The organism is Pseudomonas sp. Irchel 3H3 (assembly GCF_900187635.1).
Classification (GTDB): domain Bacteria; phylum Pseudomonadota; class Gammaproteobacteria; order Pseudomonadales; family Pseudomonadaceae; genus Aquipseudomonas.
On sequence record NZ_FYEC01000017.1, the window covers coordinates 72,433 to 88,995 of the forward strand.

A 16,563-nucleotide genomic window follows, 5' to 3' on the forward strand; every position below is an offset into this window, starting at 1 on the left:
TAGCCAGTTATGGCGAAAAGCCAATTTGCCCCGCCCCGGGCGTGTTTGAAGTCAACGATGATCGCGCCCGACCATGGTTAATGAAACGAACGTCCCACCGGCAAGCCCCTCCACCCTGCAGGACTGGGTCCAGCGTCTCGACGCTGTGGTCTTGCCCGTACCGCAGGCCAGCCATGACCGCGTGTGCAAAGCCATCAACAGCAGTCGCAGCTCCCTGCGCGATATCGCCGACTTGATTCAGGGCAGTCCAGCCCTGGCCCTGAGCGTGATCCGCGAGGCCAATCGCCATGCCCACGGCAGCCTCAGCGAACCTTGTGAAAACCTGGAAGTGGCGCTCACTCGCCTGGGCCTCAAACGCACCGCCGAACTCCTGGCACGCCTGCCCGCCATGCCCGAGCGCGATATCCCGCCGGCACTGCGCAAGCTGCAACTGATCAGCCAGCACGCCTCGCAACAGGCCAACGGTTTTTTTGCCAGCCGCCTGGCGCGCCTGTGGCAGGACATCCACTGGGGCAGCCTGTTGTTTCTGGCCCCCCTGTGGCCGCTGGCCCTGAGTCACCCACAGTTGCTGCAGGAGTGGGAGCGCCGGGTGATCCACCAGGGCGAGGCAGCGCACAAGGTCGAAAAACAGCTGTTCGGGGTACGCCTGCTGGAACTCTGCCAGGTGCTGGTGGAGCTCTGGCGCTTGCCCTTCTGGGTCGCCCAGGGCTATCGCCTGCTGCTCACCGAGCAACGCGAGCTGGTGCAAGTGCTGCACATTGCCCGTGACGCCGACCATCCACTGCGCCAGCAAAACCGCCTGGATGACGATCCGACCTTGCGCCGCTGGCTCAACCAGCCCGCCAACAGCGTGCTGCTGGCCAACGGCCTGGCGCTGTCGGCCCAGCAATCCTGGGTCGGCCCGCACACTCGGCGCTGGCAGTACCTGACCAGCCTCTACCTGCAAATGCCGATGGATGAGGTGCAGCAGCAACAGCACCAACAGGCCGCGCAAAGCGCGCGCAACCACGGCCAGCCCGACCTCTGGCACCCGGCCGAGGCGCTGCTGTGGCCCTGGGAAGATGCCCAGGGCCGCGGCGAACAGGCTCCCGCCGCGCCCTCGGCCGAGGACCTGCAGCGCTGGCGCAAACACTGCGCCCAACTGCTGGCCGAACCGAGCCCCTTCAGCAACGCCCTGCACCTGACCACCTGCGCCCGGGATGCCTTGGCGGCCTGCGGCATGCGCCGGGTCATGCTGCTGATGGCCGACCGCACCCAGAGCAACCTGCGTGTCCACCAGACCTGGGGCTTGCCCAAGGACAGCGCCACCCTGCAACTGGCGATCGGCCAGAGCAGCGTGCTGCAGCGCTTGCTGGCGCAACCGGCGCAGTTGCGCCTGACACCTGCCAACCATGCGCAGTTTTGCGCCCACTTGCCGGACAGCCTGCGCTCGCTGTTCGACGGCGAGCACTTGCTGCTGCGCTCGCTGACCAACAAAGGCAAAGTGATCATGCTGCTGGTCGCCGACCAGGGTGGCGGCGCGTTTGCCGACATCAGCGTCCAGGCCTTCGGCAAAACCGCGCAGTGCATCGAAAAGGCTCTCAATACCTATAGCGCGCGTTGATCCCTCGCTCATCCGCTTTTTCCGTCGACGGATTTGCCAATCTGGCGAAGTGATACTAATCCTTACTCACTAGCGATCATCCTGCGCAGCCCCTCCCCCGAGCAACGACGGGGAGTGATACGTCAACAGTCCATCTCCAAGGACAGCAATTATGTCTGGCAGTCATTCTTGGACACGACTGAGTCGTCGTGGATATGGCGTTTTCTGGGTTATCGGCGGCCAGGCGGCGCAGAGCCTGACCAGCTTCCTCACAGGCCTGGTGCTGGGTCGCTGCGTCTCGCAAGAAGCCCTGGGCGCCTACGCCCTGGGCTTGAGCTTCTGCTTCCTGATCATCTCGCTGGGCGACACGCTGATCGCGACGCCCTACACCTATCTGCGCGCCAGTGGCGAAGGGGAGCCGCACGCCCTGTTCAGCAGCGCCTTGTGGGGCAGCGCCGGGCTCGGCCTGGTGGTGGCGTTGGTCTTGACCCTGCTGCACCAATTCGGGGCGAGCTTGCCCAGCGAGCTCTGGCCTGCCCTGCCTCTGGCGGTGATGGGCCTGGTGATGCGCGAATTTCTGCGGCGGCATTTCTACGTGATCAACCGCTCCAGGCAAGCCCTGATCCTCGACCTGACCAGTGCCATCGGCCAGTTGCTCGCCCTCGGGGTCTTAGCCTGGGGTGGATGGCTCAGCGCTGAAACAGTGTTCTTTGCCATCGCCGGGGTTTGCGCCCTGTCCTTTGCGCTGAACCTGCCGCAGGCCCAGGCGTCATTCTTCTGGCCGCCCATCAGGCAACTGGCGACTCAATGGCGTGCCTTCCTCGGCTATGGCGGCTGGCTGGTGGCCGGCGGGTTGTGCCATGTGGCGAGCGTGCAACTGTACCCCTGGCTAGCGCTGCTGGGGGGCGGCCAGGCGATGGCCGGCCTGTATGCGGCGTGCATCGCGGTCACCAACCTGATCAACCCGTTGCTGATCGCCCTGACCAATCATTTCCGCCCACGCTTCATTGCGCACTATCAAGAGGCAGGCCCGGCCCGTTTGCTCCGCTATATGCTGCTGCGGGCGTTGCCATTCCTGCTGCCGGCCCTGGGGTTCGTGCTGCTGGCGTGGCTGGCTGGGGAGCCGTTACTGGGCGTGCTGTACGGACCCGATTTCAGCAAAGGCGGGCCGGCGCTGGTGTACCTGGCCTTCGGCCTGCTGGCCGTGGCAGCCGCCGCACCGATACAGCTCGGGCTCCTGGCCTTGCGGGCGCCGGTGAGCAACCTGTTCTACCACGGCACCAACCTGACAGTGCTGCTGGTACTGGCCTTGATCTGGCACGACCGGTTGTCGCTTGAACTGCTGGCCCAGTTCTATTGTGGCGCAAATGTTGCTGGCCTTTTGATGCTAGCGATTATGTTCCAAGTAATGGCAAAAAAAACTAACCGCTGCACTGGTGAAATACAGGTGAGTGACTAAAGTCAAACTTCGCCTAATGGCTATTAAGTATCAAAACGCCACAAGTTCGCTGTTGTCGTTGGAGCTATCTGTAACAAAAAACACTTATGGGCCCTTGATCCGCGCAGTAGGGGCCGGCGAATGGATTGGACGTTTTATCAGACTCAGGTTTTTGGCCAAGGAGTTAACGTCATGCGCAAGATAGTAGTAACTGGCGGCGCCGGCTTTGCGGGCTCGCATATTGTCGACGAAGTTTGCCGGCATTTCTCTGACGCCAAAGTTGTGGTCTTCGATAAGATGACTTACGCCGGCGATGTTCGCAATATTTCCCATCACTTGTTTCCCAATCGCGTGCAGTTGCTGGTCGGCGATGTTGCCGACCTGGATATGTGCCGCAGGGTGGTCAAGGACGCTGACCTGGTGATCCATGCCGCAGCCGAAAGCCATGTGGATAACTCTTTCGGCAACTCCCTGGAGTTCACCCGAACCAATGTGCTGGGCACCCATGCGTTGATGGAAGCCTGCCGCCAGGAGAAGGTCAGGAAGATCGTCCATGTCAGCACCGACGAGGTCTACGGGCAGGTCATGGAAGGCGCGGCCAGTGAAAACGAGGTCTTGCGCCCCACCAACCCCTACTCATCCTCCAAGGCCGCGGCCGAGATGATCCTGCAGGGTTACCTGCAGTCCTACCACGAACCCATCGTGATCATCCGGGCCAACAACCTCTATGGCATCCGCCAGTTTCCGGAAAAGATCATCCCGCGTTTTATCTGCCACATGCTGACCGGACGCAAACTGACCCTGCATGGTAATGGCACCAATCGCCGGCACTACCTCAGTGCACAAGACTTCGCCGAAGCGGTGGTGTTCGTGGCTGAAAAAGGTGAAGTCGGCGAGGTCTACAATATCGGCACCACCGAGGAATATACCAACCTGCAAGTGGCCGAACTTATCAGCAAGGCCTTCGACAAACCCTCGCGCGACGTCATTACCTATATCCCCGACCGGCCGTTCAACGACGGGCGTTACTCAGTGTCCTGGGACAAGCTCATGCACATGGGCTGGAAGCCCAAAAACAACCTGAGCGACGACATCAGCATGTTAGTCGACTGGTACCGCGACAACTTCGCGCGCTACCCGGAGTTGTTTGGCGAGTTGCCCGCGACCGTTGCCGTCGAGGTCGAAGTCGCCGGCCTGCTGCCGGTACAGGAAGTCTCCAACGGGCTCTCCAAAGGCCTTAGTTCCTGACTCAGAGTTGTTGTCACTTGCGCAGTTGAGGCGAGGATATTCCATGTCAGTTAGCGAAACGCTCCCGGGCGCTGCCCCGGACGCACAGGTGCAGGGTACGCGTGCTAAAAAAAGGGCCCGCCGTTTTGATGCCCCGGCCTTGGCTGGCCTGGAAATCCTTCTGACTCGGCTGGGCCGGGTGCTGGGAGGATTGCTCGCGACCGTGCTGCTCAACGTCCACTACTGGTGGCTCACGGATCGCTGGTGGGCCGATGCCTGGACGGTCGGTTTTGTGGTGGTCTGTGCCTCGGCGGTGATGCCCGTGCGGGTCTACAAAGGCTTTTCGCGCCAGGACCGCAAAGCCCTGCGCTGGGTCAGCTCGGTGCTCAACGGCGCACTGGTGACCCTGCTGGTGCTGGTATTCATGGAGATCGGCCAGATGCCGATGCTGGCTCCCTGGTCCTACCTCGCGCTGTTCATCATGCTGGTGCTTTTTGCGCAAGTAGCCGGTCAGTACGTGTCGCGCTACACCCGCTCCTGGGACCGCAAGCTGCGCCTGGTCATCGTCGGCGCTGGCGAGCAAGGCGTGGCGATTGCGCGCTACCTGACCGCCCGGGAACCGGAAATCGTCGTGATCGGTTTCATCGACGACCGCAGCTCGCGCATTGATACCTCCACCCTGCCGTTCCCCCTGCTCGCCGGGGGGACCGCGCAGCTGGACCAACTGCCACCGGACATCGACGGAGTGATCATCGCCCTGCCCAACCAGGCAGGCGACCGGGTCAGCTCGCTGGCCACCCGCCTGCGCGGGCAGATGGGCAATGTCTACCTCGCCCCCGAGGAGCCGGTGCTCGGCCATCCCTTCCTCAGCCGCCCGCACAGCGGACCCGGCAACATGTTGCTGCTGGGCATGAACCCCTTGCCTATCGAAGGACGGCTGATCAAGCGGGTGTTCGACATCAGCTTCTCGGCGGTCGTACTGTTGCTGTTCCTGCCCATTGGCCTGGTGCTGGGCGCCCTGATCCGCCTGGAGTCGCCTGGGCCGGCGCTGTTCACCCAAGGCCGCTACGGCCTGCGCAACCGTCTATTCCAGATCTACAAGTTTCGCAGCATGCGGTTCGACCCCACGCCCGGCGAAATCTGCCTGAACCAGCGCCAGGATGCCCGCGTGACCCGGATCGGCAACTTCATCCGACGCACCAGCCTCGATGAGTTCCCGCAGTTCATCAATGTGCTGCTAGGGGATATGTCGGTGATCGGTCCACGCCCTCACCCGCCGGGCGTCAAGGCCGGCGACCGCACCTACGAGAACGTGGTGGTGGATTTCGTCGAGCGCTACAAGGTGCGCCCAGGCATTACCGGCTGGGCCCAGGTCAATGGCTCACGGGGCAATACCTTCACTGAAGAGTCACTGACCGAGCGCTTCATCTTTGACGTGCAGTACATCCAGAACTGGTCGCCAGAGCTGGACTTGTGGATCGTGATCAAGACCATCTTTGGTGGGTTGGGAGGCAAGAATGCATTTTGAATCGATGCCCGTCGCCAGCCCGAACGAGGAAGCCAATCTGGGAATGCGCAGCAGCATCATCGTGCTGACCCTCAATGCCCAGGAGCACCTCAAGGCCCTGCTGCCGGCCCTCGCCGCCCTGAAACAGGCGCCTCGGGAGGTGGTGTTCATCGACTCCTCGTCCACCGACCTGACGCCGCAGATGATCGAGACCGCCGGGCATCGCCTGGTGACCATCCAGCGCAGTGAGTTCGGCCACGGCAAGACCCGCAACCTGGCGCTGCAGTTGTGCGCCGGCAGCGAGTTCCTGGTGTACCTCACTCAAGATGCCTGCCCCCAGGGCGATGATTGGCTGCAACGCTTGCTCAAGCCCTTTGCCGACCCACAGGTGGCCCTGGTCTACGGCCAGCAGCTACCGCGCCGGGAGGCCACCGACACCGAACGTTTTGCTCGCGAGTTCAATTACCCCGATCGTCATGAACGCACGACCCAGGCAGACATCGCGCGTATCGGAATCAAGGCGGTGTTCTGCTCCAACTCCTTTGCCGCCTATCGTCGCGACGCACTGGAGGCCGTCGGCGGATTCCCCACACAGTTGCCCCTGGGCGAAGACATGGCCGCAGCCATCCGCCTGCTCGGCAAGGGTTATGCCCGGGTCTACGAACCCGCGGCCCAGGCCGTGCACAGCCACGACTACAGCATCAGCCAGGAATTCAAGCGCTACTTCGACATCGGCACCCTGATTGCCATGGACAGCGAACTGAGCAAGGCGCGCCTGTCGACGTCCGGCGAAGGCTTGCGGTTCGTCAAGGTCGAGATCCAGGCTGCACTCAAGCGCGGCCAGCCCCTGGCAGTTTTTTCCATCCTGCTGCGCACGGCGGGCAAGTACCTGGGCTACTGGCTCGGTGAGCGTTACCTACGGGTACCGCTGGCATGGCGCCGGCGGATGAGCATGCATTCAATGTTCTGGAACCAGCCATGAGCATTGTCGTCGTCGGGGATACCAGCCTGATCGCCCAGGCCTTGCGCCAGTGCGAGCAGACGGCTGGCTGGGGGTTTATCGGCCACCGCGAAGCCCTCGCGAGCGACACCTGGCTCGACGGTGTCAGCCAGGTGCTGAACCTGGCGTACAACCCGGCCCTGCGCAACGGCTACGAACACGCCCTGGACTTCGAACTGGCCCTGGCCCGGCGCATCGAACCGCTGCCGCAGGTGCGCTACATCATGGCCAGTTCACGCCTGGTGTACGGCCCCGCGATCAATGACCAGGCCTTGCACGAATCCCAGGAACCCCAGCCCGTGGCGACCTACGGGATCGGCAAACTGATCACCGAACGGGCGATCACGCAGATGCTCGGCGAGCGCCTGACCATCGTGCGCATGAGCAATATCTTCGGCTACGAACTTGAGGAAAGCCGGCGCAACTTCTTCGCCATCGCCTTGCGCAGCCTGCTTGGCCAGCAGCGCATCGTGCTGGACATGAGCCCCTTCGTCGAACGCGATTTCCTCCCCGTGGAAGTCCTCGCCAGTTGGCTGGCACGAATCGCCCAAGACCCGCAGCCAGGCATCTTCAATCTTGGCTCAGGCATCGGCACGCCCACCGGGCGCATTGCCCAGTGGTTAATCGAAGGTTTTGGCGGCGGTGAGTTGCTGGTGACCAACCTGCGCGAATTCGACGGGTTCCGCCTGGATATCGCCGCCGCACGGGCCACCTATGGCATCCCGGGCCTGACTGCCACGGCGCTCAGGCAGCATTGCCAAGCCCTCGGCGCCCGTCTGCATGATGAGAGTCGATTGCTCCAGGGGTATGCGTGATGAAGACGCTCACGGTTTCCATCGTCAATTACCGCACACCGCAACTGGTGGTCGAGTGCGTGGCATCGCTCAAGCGTTTCCCGCCCAGTCGGGCAACGCTGACCATTGCCGTGGTCGATAACGCTTCGGGCGATGACAGCGTGTCGGTCATCGCCCAGCAGTGCCCGGACATTCAACTGATCGCCTCGCCGGACAACCTGGGTTTTGGCGGCGGCAACAACCTGATCCTGCGCGGCTTGCGCAGCGACTACGTGCTGCTGCTCAACAGTGATGCCCAGGTCGAGGCCGGCACCCTCGACCGGCTGATCGAAGTCCTCGAACTGCAACCGCAGGTGGGCGCGGTCAGTGGCCGAGTCGTCAATGCCAGCGATGGCGCCGACCAGGATTTCCCCTGCCGTTTCCCCAGCCTGACGCAGATGGTCAAGCGCATGCTGACCGGCCCGCAGTTCCCGGCCAACGGCCAGTCGGCCCCCATCAGCCTTGAGCGCCTGCATGGCGCCTGCATGCTGATCCGCGGCGAATTGCTGCAAAGCGTCGGGCTGTTTGACGAAGGTTTCTTCATGTACGACGAAGACGTCGACTGGTGCGTACGGGCCCGCAACGCCGGCTGGGAGTTGCTGCTGGTGCCCGACGCGCGGATTCTGCACCACGGCGGCAGCTCCTCCGGACGCGCGCCCGCTGGCCAGCGTCGCCAGGCGCCGAGTGAAACCGCACTGCGCATGCGCTATGAGCTGCGCCGCAGCCGCTATCGGCTGTACCGCAAGCACCGCAGCCTGGCCGAAGTGCTGCTGCTCAAACTGCTGACCGACCTGGTGATGCTGGCCGCCAGTGCCAAGACCCTGCTGGCCGCCGTCCTGCAGCCGGCGCGGCGCGAGGAAGCCCGGGCATTGCTGCGGGCCAATGCCCGGGTGATGTCGATCAACCCCCTGCGCATCGAGGTGGTTGACCATGGCGTTTGAGCCCTCACCCTACGAGCCCCTCGATGACCGGACTCAGCGCCGGGGCGTGGTGCTGGCCGGGGTTCTGGGGTTGGTGGTGGCGTTCACCACGGTCTACATGCCCCTGGCGGGCATGGCCTTGTCGTTGGCCTTCGGCGGCGTCCTGCTGCTGGCCCGCCGGCCGCAATGGTTATTCCTGGGTTTTGTGATCAGCCTGGCCATCCCGATCCAGAAGACCGTCGGTGGCATTCCACTGAACGCCGCCGATGCGCTTGTCGTGCTCTGGGCGCTGCTCTGGCTGTTCATGCTGCAACGCCCGCAAGCGCCGCACCTGGGGCGGATGCGCGTACCGTTCCTGATCCTCGCCATCACGCCCTTCCTGATCGCGGTGTTCCTCGCACAACTGGGCTCCATCGCCCCCGGCGCCAGCATCAAGCAGTCATTGCGGGTCGTCGAATGGTTCGTACTGTTGCCGGTGCTGTTGATGGTATTTCGCCCGGATCAGGACTTCTGGCGTTTCGCCGCGATCACCCTGATCTGCACTCCGGTCTTCTTTGCCATCGATGGCCTGGTGGAGTATGCCACCCACGGCCACACGCTCACCGGCATGCTGGGCATCCCGGTGCCTGGCCCCAGCGGTGACGAACCGGCGATCCACCACACCTTCGATATCTCCGGCCGGGCGGGCAGTTCCTTTGGTGGGGCGCAGGGCCTGGCCATGTACCTGGTGATGCTGCTCAGCATCTCCCTGGCGCATCTGCTGAACTCGCGCAGCGGTGACCTGAGGGTCCTGGCGGGCCTGGGGATCGTCATCAGCATCGCCGGGATGATGGCCGCCCAATCCCGAGGCGGGCTGCTCGGGGGGCTGGCGTGCCTGTTGGCGATCTGCCTGATGCTGCGCCCGCAGCTGTGGAAATTCCTGGTGCTGGGGTTGATCGCGGTGGCCGTGATCGCCCCCATCGGCCTGGGTCTGTGGCCCAGTTGGGACGGCACCCTCAGCGGCCTGGTGCCGGGCCGCCCGGATGCGGTGATTGACCGCCTGACCATCTGGGGCGTGGTGCGTGACGTGTGGTTCGACAACCCGTTGATCGGGGTCGGGCTGGGCAATTTCCGCGATGAGTTCTACGCCCGCGGCGTAACCCTCAACGTCGAACTCGGCTACCAGTCGACGCATGCCCACAACACCTACCTGGAGCTGCTCGCCGACACCGGCGCCCTGGGGCTGCTCAGCTACCTGGCCTTCATTGTCATGGTCTTTAGGCAATTGATCCGGCGCTGGAAGCGCAGCGTTGGCGACCCCGGCGACACCTTCACCCTGGCCGCGGTGGGCACCCTGACCGCGTACTGCGTGTTTGCCATGGTCGACATGCTGCTGCTGCAAAACATGCACTTCACCCTGGTGCTGCTGCTGAGCCTGGGGCTGACCGACAGTACCGCCCGCGCCCTGGGGCTGACCGGCGTCAAGACTCAAGAGGTTGCTGGATGAAGATCATGCTGCTGGTCGAGGAACTGGGCATCGGTGGCCTGCCCAACTACGTGCTGGACCTGGCCCGGGCACTGAACGCCCAGGGCGACCGGACCCTGGTGGCGCACCAGGGGCAACAGGTCCCGGCGCACCTGGATTGCACCGGGGTGCAATTGCTCGGCCTGGGGGATGCCGATTCGCCCGGCCAGGCCCTGGAGCGCATCCAGGCCTGGGAGCCGGACCTGGTGCACGTGCACCTGTGCAGCGACAGCGACCTGCTGGCGGCATTGACCAACAGCGGCCTGGCGCTGATGCGCTCATTCCATGACTACACGTCGATGTGCCTGCGCCGCGGCCGTCGACGTTTTCCGGGAGATCGTTGCCAGCGCCCGCTGGACTGGTCCTGCGCCTTGAATGGTTGCCTGATCGGTCCGCCGAAAGCCGGTGGCCGTATGCCACGACTGATGGACCTGGCGGGCAAACTCAACGAACGCGGGATGTACCAGCGCTTTCGCGGGGCCGTGGTTGGCAGCCAGCATATGGGCCGGGTACTGCGGATCAATGGCTTCAGCGAGCAGCGGATCCATGTGGTGCCTTACTTCAGCCGGTTCGACCAACAGGCCCAGCAGCCGCAGGCCGTTGGCAAACCTGCCCTGCAAGGACGTCCCCTGCAGTTGCTGTTTGCCGGCCAGGCCGTCAAGGGCAAGGGCCTGGAGGTGTTGGTCAAGGCCCTGGCCGAGATCCAGGGTGACTGGCGCCTGGTCGCCATCAGCAGCGGCCCGCGCCTGGCTTCGGCCCGTGGTCTGGCGGAAAAACTGCAACTGAGCTCGCGCATTACCTTCATCGACTGGCTGGCCTCCGAAGAACTGGCCGGGCACTACCAGGGCGCCGACCTGTTCGTATTGCCTTCGGTGTGGGACGACCCCGGTCCCTTGGTGGGGATTGAAGCGATGGCCTTCGAGACGCCGGTACTGGCGTTCGCGGTCGGCGGCATTGCCGACTACGTGCGCGATGGCCACACCGGCCTGCTGGTCACCGATGTCAGTGTCAAGGGCCTCGCCGCCGGCCTGCAGCGCGCCCTGGACGAACCCGAACGCCTGGCGGTGCTCGGGCGAGCCGCCCGTGAGTGGGTCAAGGCCAACCACAGCCGCGACGGTCACATCCGCGCCTTGCGCGCGTTGTATGAGCAGTGCACCCACAACTTACCGGCCCATCCACCCCTGGGACTGATCTACGGGAGTGCGCGGGTATGACCGTATTGCGCCAGTTTGCCGGGTTCTACAGCAAGGCGATTGCGCCCTGGGCCGTGGCCAAGGGTGAGCTGCTCAGCGTCCAGCGCCTGCGTGGGCTGGCGGTGCTGATGGTGTTGGTGGTGCACGTCGAAGACATCGGCCGCAAGCTGCCGGTGATGGCCGACTTTCACAGCACCTACGCCATGCGCGTGGGGTATTCGGCCCCCGACCTGTTCTTCGTGATCAGCGGTTTCATCATGACCTACGTCTCGGCAGGCAGTGCGTTCCAGCCCAAGCGCTGGGTCCTGAGCCGGGTCTTTCGCATCGTGCCGCTGTACGTGCTGTTTACCGGGCTGGTGGTGCTGATGTGGCTGTACAGCCCGAGCATGACCATGGGCTCGGGCAGTCACGACTGGGTTAGCGCGCTGAAGTCGATGCTGATGCTGCCGCAAGCCGGCCTGCCGATCCTGTTCGTGGGCTGGACGCTGGAACATGAAATCGTGTTCTACACCATCGTCTTCCTGGTCATGCGTTTCAGCACGATCAACGCCTTGCCGTGGGTGATGCTGACCCTCTCGGTGCTGGCCCTGGTCAAATGGGCACTGCGGGTCCATGGCGGGATCGACTTCTGGGACTACCACCTGTTTTCGCTGTTCATCATCCAATTCACCATCGGGGTCGGGGTCTTCAAGATCTATGAGCGGGCCCGGGCCTGGGGCTTCTGGCCGCCGTTCGTGGCGGGCTGTGTCCTGCTGCTGCTGGCGTCGATCTTCGCCGACTCGGGACAACTCAACCGCGAACAACCGATCCGAGTCCTGAGCTTTGGCCTGTCCTATGGCGCCTTCATGTTGGCCGGGCTGACCCTGGAATGGCAAAGCCGCACCAAAGGCCACGTGCCCACGCGCCGGGACTGGATGGTGCAGATCGGCGATGCCTCCTACGCGATCTACCTGACACACCCGTTCGTGCTCGCCAGTTTTGGCCGGTTGTTCAAGGTGGTCAGCGTGACCCCCTTCGGCGCGGTCGGGGTGGTGATCCTGGCGGGCCTGACTACGATTGGGGTGGGGTATGCCGTGCATGTGTTGCTGGAAAAGCCGGTCATCGAGATTGGCAAACGAATCACCCGAGCCATTGCATAAGCAACTAAGGAAGAATCAATCATGAATGCAATCAGTCATCCCATCGTGCCCTCTGCGGGTGTAGACGAGGCAAGACTGAGGTTTCCGATGCAGGAAATCATGGCCAGGGTCCTGCGCGACGCCACTGACGAGGCACTCACGCAACTGATGTTCATCGGTGTGGCGCGCAAGGTCGGCACCACCTTTGTCGCGCAGCAGGCCGCCAGCCACCTGGCGGCCGCCTTCGGCAGCGTGCTGGTGATCGAAGTCAGCGCCAATGTCGACGACACCGAAATGCTCGCCGGCGACCTCAAGCGCCTGCGGGTGCCGAACCATTCGGTGGTACGCATCAGCCTGTCGGTCAACAGTTGCCTGAAGCTGCTGGGCCACGGCGGTGAATCGCCGGCGAAACTGGCCGAGCGCCTGCGCGAGCATTTTGACCTGGTGCTCTGGGACATGCCGTCGCCGACGTTCGCCCCCGTGTCGATCGTTGCCGCTCGCCACATGAATTCGATTGTGCTGGTCGCACAGGCCAACAAGAGCCGACGCCATGCCGCCAAGTACGTATGCGACCGCCTCGAGGACAGCGGCGGCAACATTCTGGGCGTGGTGCTCAATCGTACCCTCAACTTTATTCCGGAGTGGTTGTATCGCTGGTTGTAACCGTGGCCAAGAAAAACATGAATTTCACCTGGGGATAAGAACGGACATGGCGATCATGGACTGGTGTGGGGCGAGCGCGAAGTTTCTGCTAACCGCTGTACTGATGGGGGGGCTGCTGAGTGGTTGTACAACGATCAAGACCGAACAGATGGCTGGGTCGCAGACTTTGCCGCTGCTAGGCAAGGATGGGGTGGTGCCCGGCGGAAAATACCTGATCCGTCCCGGTGATGACCTGGACATCAAGTTCTACACCGCCAAGGACTACGACGAGGCGATCCCGGTGCGGCCCGATGGCTTCATCAGTATGCAGCGGGTCTCGGACATCAAGGCCGCCGGGTTGACGCCCGACGAACTGAGCGCGGCCATCAGCAAGGCCTACACGGGCAAGCTCAGTGATTCGAGCGTGTCGGTGATGGTCAAGTCCTTCAAGGGCTTTCGCGCGTACATCGGCGGCGAAGTGGCCAAGCCCCAGGTCATCCCCATGGAAGGTGGCATCACGGTGATGCAGGCGATCTACCGTGCCGGAGGCCTGCGTTACACCGCGCACCCGGAATCCGTGGTGCTGATCCGCAAGCAGGAAAATGGCGAGCCCAAGAGCTACCACCTGGACCTGAGCGACGAGGCCATCGAACTGGGCAAGAACGACATGGCCGTGGCCCTGAACCCCTACGACGTGATCTATGTCCCGCGCTCGCCGATTGCCAACGCCAACCTGTGGGTGACGCAATACATCACCGACCTGCTGCTGTTCAAAGGCATCAACTTCGGCTTCTCGGTCAACCGCAACTACAACAGCGGGGACAGTTCGGATGGCACCTTCTAATCCACGCGTGAGGCTCTGGAGCAGCCTGCTGCTGGGGTTGCTCGCCTGTTTGCTGGTGCCCGTGGCGCAGGCCGAGATGAAATACGGGATCAACGCCAAGTGGGGCGGTGGCGGCTACGAAGAGCTGGTCGCACGCTTTGCCCTGGCCCGTTCGCTGGGCGTCAAGCAGGTGCGTATCGACTGGGAGTGGCGCCTGGTGGAAGGCCAGAAAGGCGTCTACGACTGGACCCCGATGGACAACCTGGTCAAGGCCGCCGCCGAGCAGGATATCGAGCTGTTGCCGATCGTCCACTACGCGCCGAACTGGGCCCTGCCAATGCTCGCCTTCAAATCCAGTGGCACCTACGAGCTGGCGCCTTCGAGCGACTACTACGACAACTTTGCCGCGTTCATCAAAGCCTGTATCGAACGCTACGGCCCCACCACCCAGGCCGGCATCACCTACTGGCAGATCTGGAACGAACCCAACACCCCGCAATTCTGGGGGCCGTCGCCCAAGCCCAAGGACTTCGTCAAGATGATGAAAGCCGTGAGTCACGCGGTGGCGGAACAACGGCCGAGCATCAAACTGGTACACGCCGGTATCTCGCGCAATGACATCACCTACCTGTGGATGCTCTGGGATATCGACCCCTCCTACGGCGAGTACTTCGACATCCTGGCGGTGCACCCGTACCTGTTCAACAAGGACGCCAGCGGCATCAACGCCCCCCAGGACATGGACGCCGACGAAAGCAGCCTGGCCAAGATGGGGTTTGTCGGCAGCAAGGAAGACAACACCTACCTGGGCAAACTCTTCAACCTGCAACTGTTCATGCACCTGCGCCAGTCGAGCAAGCCGATCTGGATCACTGAGCTGGGCTATGTGGTCGCCGCGCCGCCCCTGGGCGTGACCGAAGCCCAGCAGAGCGCCAAGACCAAGGCCACCCTGGACTACATCAACCAGCACCTGAGCGGCAAAAGTTTCGGCAGGGGCTTGCGCGGTGACCTGCCGGCCGATGTCGAGCGGGTCTACTGGTTTTCACTGGAGGATTACGAGTCCCCCGATGGCCTGGGGAATTTCGGCCTGATTCGTGCGGACGGTACCGAGCGGCCCGCCGCCGCCGTGTATCGCCAATACGCCCAATAAGAGGGGATGAACATGAGTATCCGCGACGTTCTTAATATTCTCTTCAAGCGGCGTTATGTCGCGATCTGCTTCTTCCTGGCGGTGTTGATCGGTGGGTTTGTCGGGCTCAAGGTGTACCCGGCAACCTACGACGCCACCGCCCGCCTCCTGGTGCGCCTGGGCCAGGAAGACATCTACATGCCGGTGCTGAGCAGCAGCCAGTTCCGCACGCCGATGATGTCGGTGGTGCGCGAAGAACAACTGCACTCCGAAGCCGAGATCATCACCAGCGAAGGCCTGTCCGAACAAGTGGTCGACAAGCTGACGCCGCAAGTACTGTTTCCCGGCATCGACATTAACCATCCCTGGTACTCGCCCAAGGGCTGGCTGCAGATGGCGACCCAGGCCTACGCCGGTCTCGAGAGCTTCTTCTTCCCGCAATCAGGCAACCGCGACCTGCGCAGCAAAGCCATCTCGCGCTTGCAGAATGACCTGAGTGCAGAACCGGTCAAGAGCTCCAACATCATCGAGGTCACGCTCAAGAGCAAATCGCCGCAGGCCGCCGCATTGGGGGTCAACGAGCTGGTCAAGCACTACCTCACCGAACGGGTCAGGGTTTACCAGCGCGAGCAGACCGGCTTCATTTCCACGCAACTGGAGGAGTTGGACGGCCAGATCAAGGGCATCGAAGGCACCCTGGAACACTTCCGCAATGACCGGCAGATCATGGATGTCGACCTGCAACGCAGCATGCAGATCGAAAAGCTCAAGGATGCGCGCAAGAACATCGATACCACCTCACTGATGGTCGAGCAGACCGACAAGCAGATCGGTGTGCTGCGCAGTCAGTTGAGCGGCTTGCCCCAGGTGACCGAACTCGACGGCCAGCAAGGCTCCAACAGCTACGCCCTGAGCGAGATGAACAAGCAACTGACTGACCTCAAGCGCCAGGAGGCCGACACCATCGCACGGCTGTCGCCGAGCGATCCGAAGGTCAGCTCACTGCGTGAACAAATCACCGTGGTCGAACGCGGGATCGCCGAACAACGCGGCCAGCGCGACACCAACTCGCGGCGCGGGATCAACCCGCTCAACGCCCGCGTGCGCGATGACCTGATGAAAAGCGAGGCGGCCATGGCCGGTTATCGCCAGGGCCTGGCCACCCTCAAGGAGCAGGAGGCGGCGGATGTCACCCGGCTCAACGAAATCAACAACGTCGAAGCCCAGTTCAAGGAACTGGAGCAGAAACTCGGGGTACTGCGCGACAGCCGCAAGCTGTACCTGGAGAAACTCGAGGAGACCCGCTTCCTCAACGAACAGGCCAGCTCACAAATCGGCAACGTCTCGGTGGTGAGTTGGGCAACCGTCAATACCAAGCCGGTCAGCCCGAAACTGTGGATGGTGTTGATTGGCGTGCTGGTCGGTGGCTTGCTGGGCGGGATCGGCCTGGCCTTCGTGATCGAGTTCTTCGACGACAGCCTCAAGTCCGACTCGGACGTGCGCCGCTACCTGGGCCTGCCGGTGATCGCCAAGGTGCCGAACCTGGGATGACCCCTGGGGGGCGAGCCTGCTCGCCCCCCCTCCCTCATTGATCACAAGCCCTCTGTTAGTGCTTGCGCTACAATCGTCTCCCTTTGTGCTCTGGAG

14 protein-coding genes are annotated in these 16,563 nt (G+C 63.0%); all 14 read left to right on the forward strand.

Annotated features, from left to right (window positions below):
- Nucleotides 1-73 precede the first annotated feature (73 nt).
- Nucleotides 74-1,603: an HDOD domain-containing protein gene (locus CKW24_RS18405; RefSeq protein WP_095169588.1), complete on the forward strand. Its 1,530-nt coding sequence runs from the start codon at nt 74-76 to the stop codon at nt 1,601-1,603.
- A 151-nt stretch (nt 1,604-1,754) separates the two neighbouring features.
- A complete protein-coding gene (locus CKW24_RS18410) occupies nt 1,755-3,041 on the forward strand; it encodes a lipopolysaccharide biosynthesis protein (RefSeq protein WP_095169589.1) in 1,287 nt (428 codons plus the stop codon).
- Nucleotides 3,042-3,212: 171 nt separating this feature from the next.
- Nucleotides 3,213-4,268: a GDP-mannose 4,6-dehydratase gene (locus CKW24_RS18415; RefSeq protein ID WP_095169590.1), complete on the forward strand. Its 1,056-nt coding sequence runs from the start codon at nt 3,213-3,215 to the stop codon at nt 4,266-4,268.
- 43 nt (nt 4,269-4,311) lie between these two features.
- The gene (locus CKW24_RS18420; RefSeq protein WP_095169591.1) at nt 4,312-5,775 is read left to right on the forward strand and encodes an exopolysaccharide biosynthesis polyprenyl glycosylphosphotransferase; all 1,464 of its coding nucleotides are present in this window, start codon (nt 4,312-4,314) and stop codon (nt 5,773-5,775) included.
- Entirely contained in the window at nt 5,765-6,736 is a 972-nt protein-coding gene (locus tag CKW24_RS18425) for a glycosyltransferase family 2 protein (RefSeq protein ID WP_095169592.1), read from the forward strand. The genes CKW24_RS18420 and CKW24_RS18425 overlap by 11 nt, the downstream gene beginning before the upstream one ends.
- On the forward strand, nt 6,733-7,569 hold the full coding sequence (locus CKW24_RS18430; RefSeq protein WP_095169593.1) for an NAD(P)-dependent oxidoreductase: 837 nt from the start codon (nt 6,733-6,735) through the stop codon (nt 7,567-7,569). The genes CKW24_RS18425 and CKW24_RS18430 overlap by 4 nt, the downstream gene beginning before the upstream one ends.
- Nucleotides 7,569-8,528: a glycosyltransferase family 2 protein gene (locus CKW24_RS18435; protein ID WP_095169594.1), complete on the forward strand. Its 960-nt coding sequence runs from the start codon at nt 7,569-7,571 to the stop codon at nt 8,526-8,528. Before CKW24_RS18430 ends, CKW24_RS18435 begins: the two co-directional genes overlap by 1 nt.
- A complete protein-coding gene (locus CKW24_RS18440; protein ID WP_095169595.1) occupies nt 8,518-9,993 on the forward strand; it encodes an O-antigen ligase in 1,476 nt (491 codons plus the stop codon). Before CKW24_RS18435 ends, CKW24_RS18440 begins: the two co-directional genes overlap by 11 nt.
- Complete coding sequence (locus tag CKW24_RS18445) at nt 9,990-11,225, forward strand: glycosyltransferase family 4 protein (RefSeq protein WP_095169596.1); 1,236 nt, start codon at nt 9,990-9,992, stop codon at nt 11,223-11,225. The genes CKW24_RS18440 and CKW24_RS18445 overlap by 4 nt, the downstream gene beginning before the upstream one ends.
- Complete coding sequence (locus CKW24_RS18450; protein ID WP_095169597.1) at nt 11,222-12,343, forward strand: acyltransferase; 1,122 nt, start codon at nt 11,222-11,224, stop codon at nt 12,341-12,343. Before CKW24_RS18445 ends, CKW24_RS18450 begins: the two co-directional genes overlap by 4 nt.
- Nucleotides 12,344-12,364: 21 nt before the next feature.
- Nucleotides 12,365-12,985 carry a CpsD/CapB family tyrosine-protein kinase gene (locus CKW24_RS18455; RefSeq protein WP_143501236.1) on the forward strand — a complete coding sequence of 207 codons (621 nt, stop codon included), beginning with the start codon at nt 12,365-12,367 and terminating at the stop codon, nt 12,983-12,985.
- 148 nt (nt 12,986-13,133) lie between these two features.
- Entirely contained in the window at nt 13,134-13,808 is a 675-nt protein-coding gene (locus CKW24_RS18460) for a polysaccharide biosynthesis/export family protein (protein WP_159987312.1), read from the forward strand.
- Nucleotides 13,795-14,937 (forward strand): hypothetical protein, encoded by a 1,143-nt coding sequence (locus tag CKW24_RS18465; RefSeq protein WP_143501239.1) that lies wholly within the window; start codon nt 13,795-13,797, stop codon nt 14,935-14,937. Before CKW24_RS18460 ends, CKW24_RS18465 begins: the two co-directional genes overlap by 14 nt.
- Before the next feature lie 12 nt (nt 14,938-14,949).
- Nucleotides 14,950-16,467, forward strand: coding sequence for a GNVR domain-containing protein (locus CKW24_RS18470; protein WP_159987314.1), 1,518 nt, complete (start codon nt 14,950-14,952; stop codon nt 16,465-16,467).
- Nucleotides 16,468-16,563 lie beyond the last annotated feature (96 nt).

What these genes read in the sequence shown, in the direction of transcription:
- CKW24_RS18420 (WP_095169591.1), top strand. Translation starts at nt 4,312, where the DNA reads ATGTCAGTTAGCGAAACGCTCCCGGGCGCTGCCCCGGACGCACAGGTG.
- CKW24_RS18435 (WP_095169594.1), top strand. Translation starts at nt 7,569, where the DNA reads ATGAAGACGCTCACGGTTTCCATCGTCAATTACCGCACACCGCAACTG.
- CKW24_RS18415 (WP_095169590.1), top strand. Translation starts at nt 3,213, where the DNA reads ATGCGCAAGATAGTAGTAACTGGCGGCGCCGGCTTTGCGGGCTCGCAT.
- CKW24_RS18470 (WP_159987314.1), top strand. Translation starts at nt 14,950, where the DNA reads ATGAGTATCCGCGACGTTCTTAATATTCTCTTCAAGCGGCGTTATGTC.
- CKW24_RS18440 (WP_095169595.1), top strand. Translation starts at nt 8,518, where the DNA reads ATGGCGTTTGAGCCCTCACCCTACGAGCCCCTCGATGACCGGACTCAG.
- CKW24_RS18445 (WP_095169596.1), top strand. Translation starts at nt 9,990, where the DNA reads ATGAAGATCATGCTGCTGGTCGAGGAACTGGGCATCGGTGGCCTGCCC.
- CKW24_RS18425 (WP_095169592.1), top strand. Translation starts at nt 5,765, where the DNA reads ATGCATTTTGAATCGATGCCCGTCGCCAGCCCGAACGAGGAAGCCAAT.
- CKW24_RS18405 (WP_095169588.1), top strand. Translation starts at nt 74, where the DNA reads ATGGTTAATGAAACGAACGTCCCACCGGCAAGCCCCTCCACCCTGCAG.
- CKW24_RS18430 (WP_095169593.1), top strand. Translation starts at nt 6,733, where the DNA reads ATGAGCATTGTCGTCGTCGGGGATACCAGCCTGATCGCCCAGGCCTTG.
- CKW24_RS18410 (WP_095169589.1), top strand. Translation starts at nt 1,755, where the DNA reads ATGTCTGGCAGTCATTCTTGGACACGACTGAGTCGTCGTGGATATGGC.
- CKW24_RS18465 (WP_143501239.1), top strand. Translation starts at nt 13,795, where the DNA reads ATGGCACCTTCTAATCCACGCGTGAGGCTCTGGAGCAGCCTGCTGCTG.
- CKW24_RS18455 (WP_143501236.1), top strand. Translation starts at nt 12,365, where the DNA reads ATGAATGCAATCAGTCATCCCATCGTGCCCTCTGCGGGTGTAGACGAG.
- CKW24_RS18460 (WP_159987312.1), top strand. Translation starts at nt 13,134, where the DNA reads ATGGCTGGGTCGCAGACTTTGCCGCTGCTAGGCAAGGATGGGGTGGTG.
- CKW24_RS18450 (WP_095169597.1), top strand. Translation starts at nt 11,222, where the DNA reads ATGACCGTATTGCGCCAGTTTGCCGGGTTCTACAGCAAGGCGATTGCG.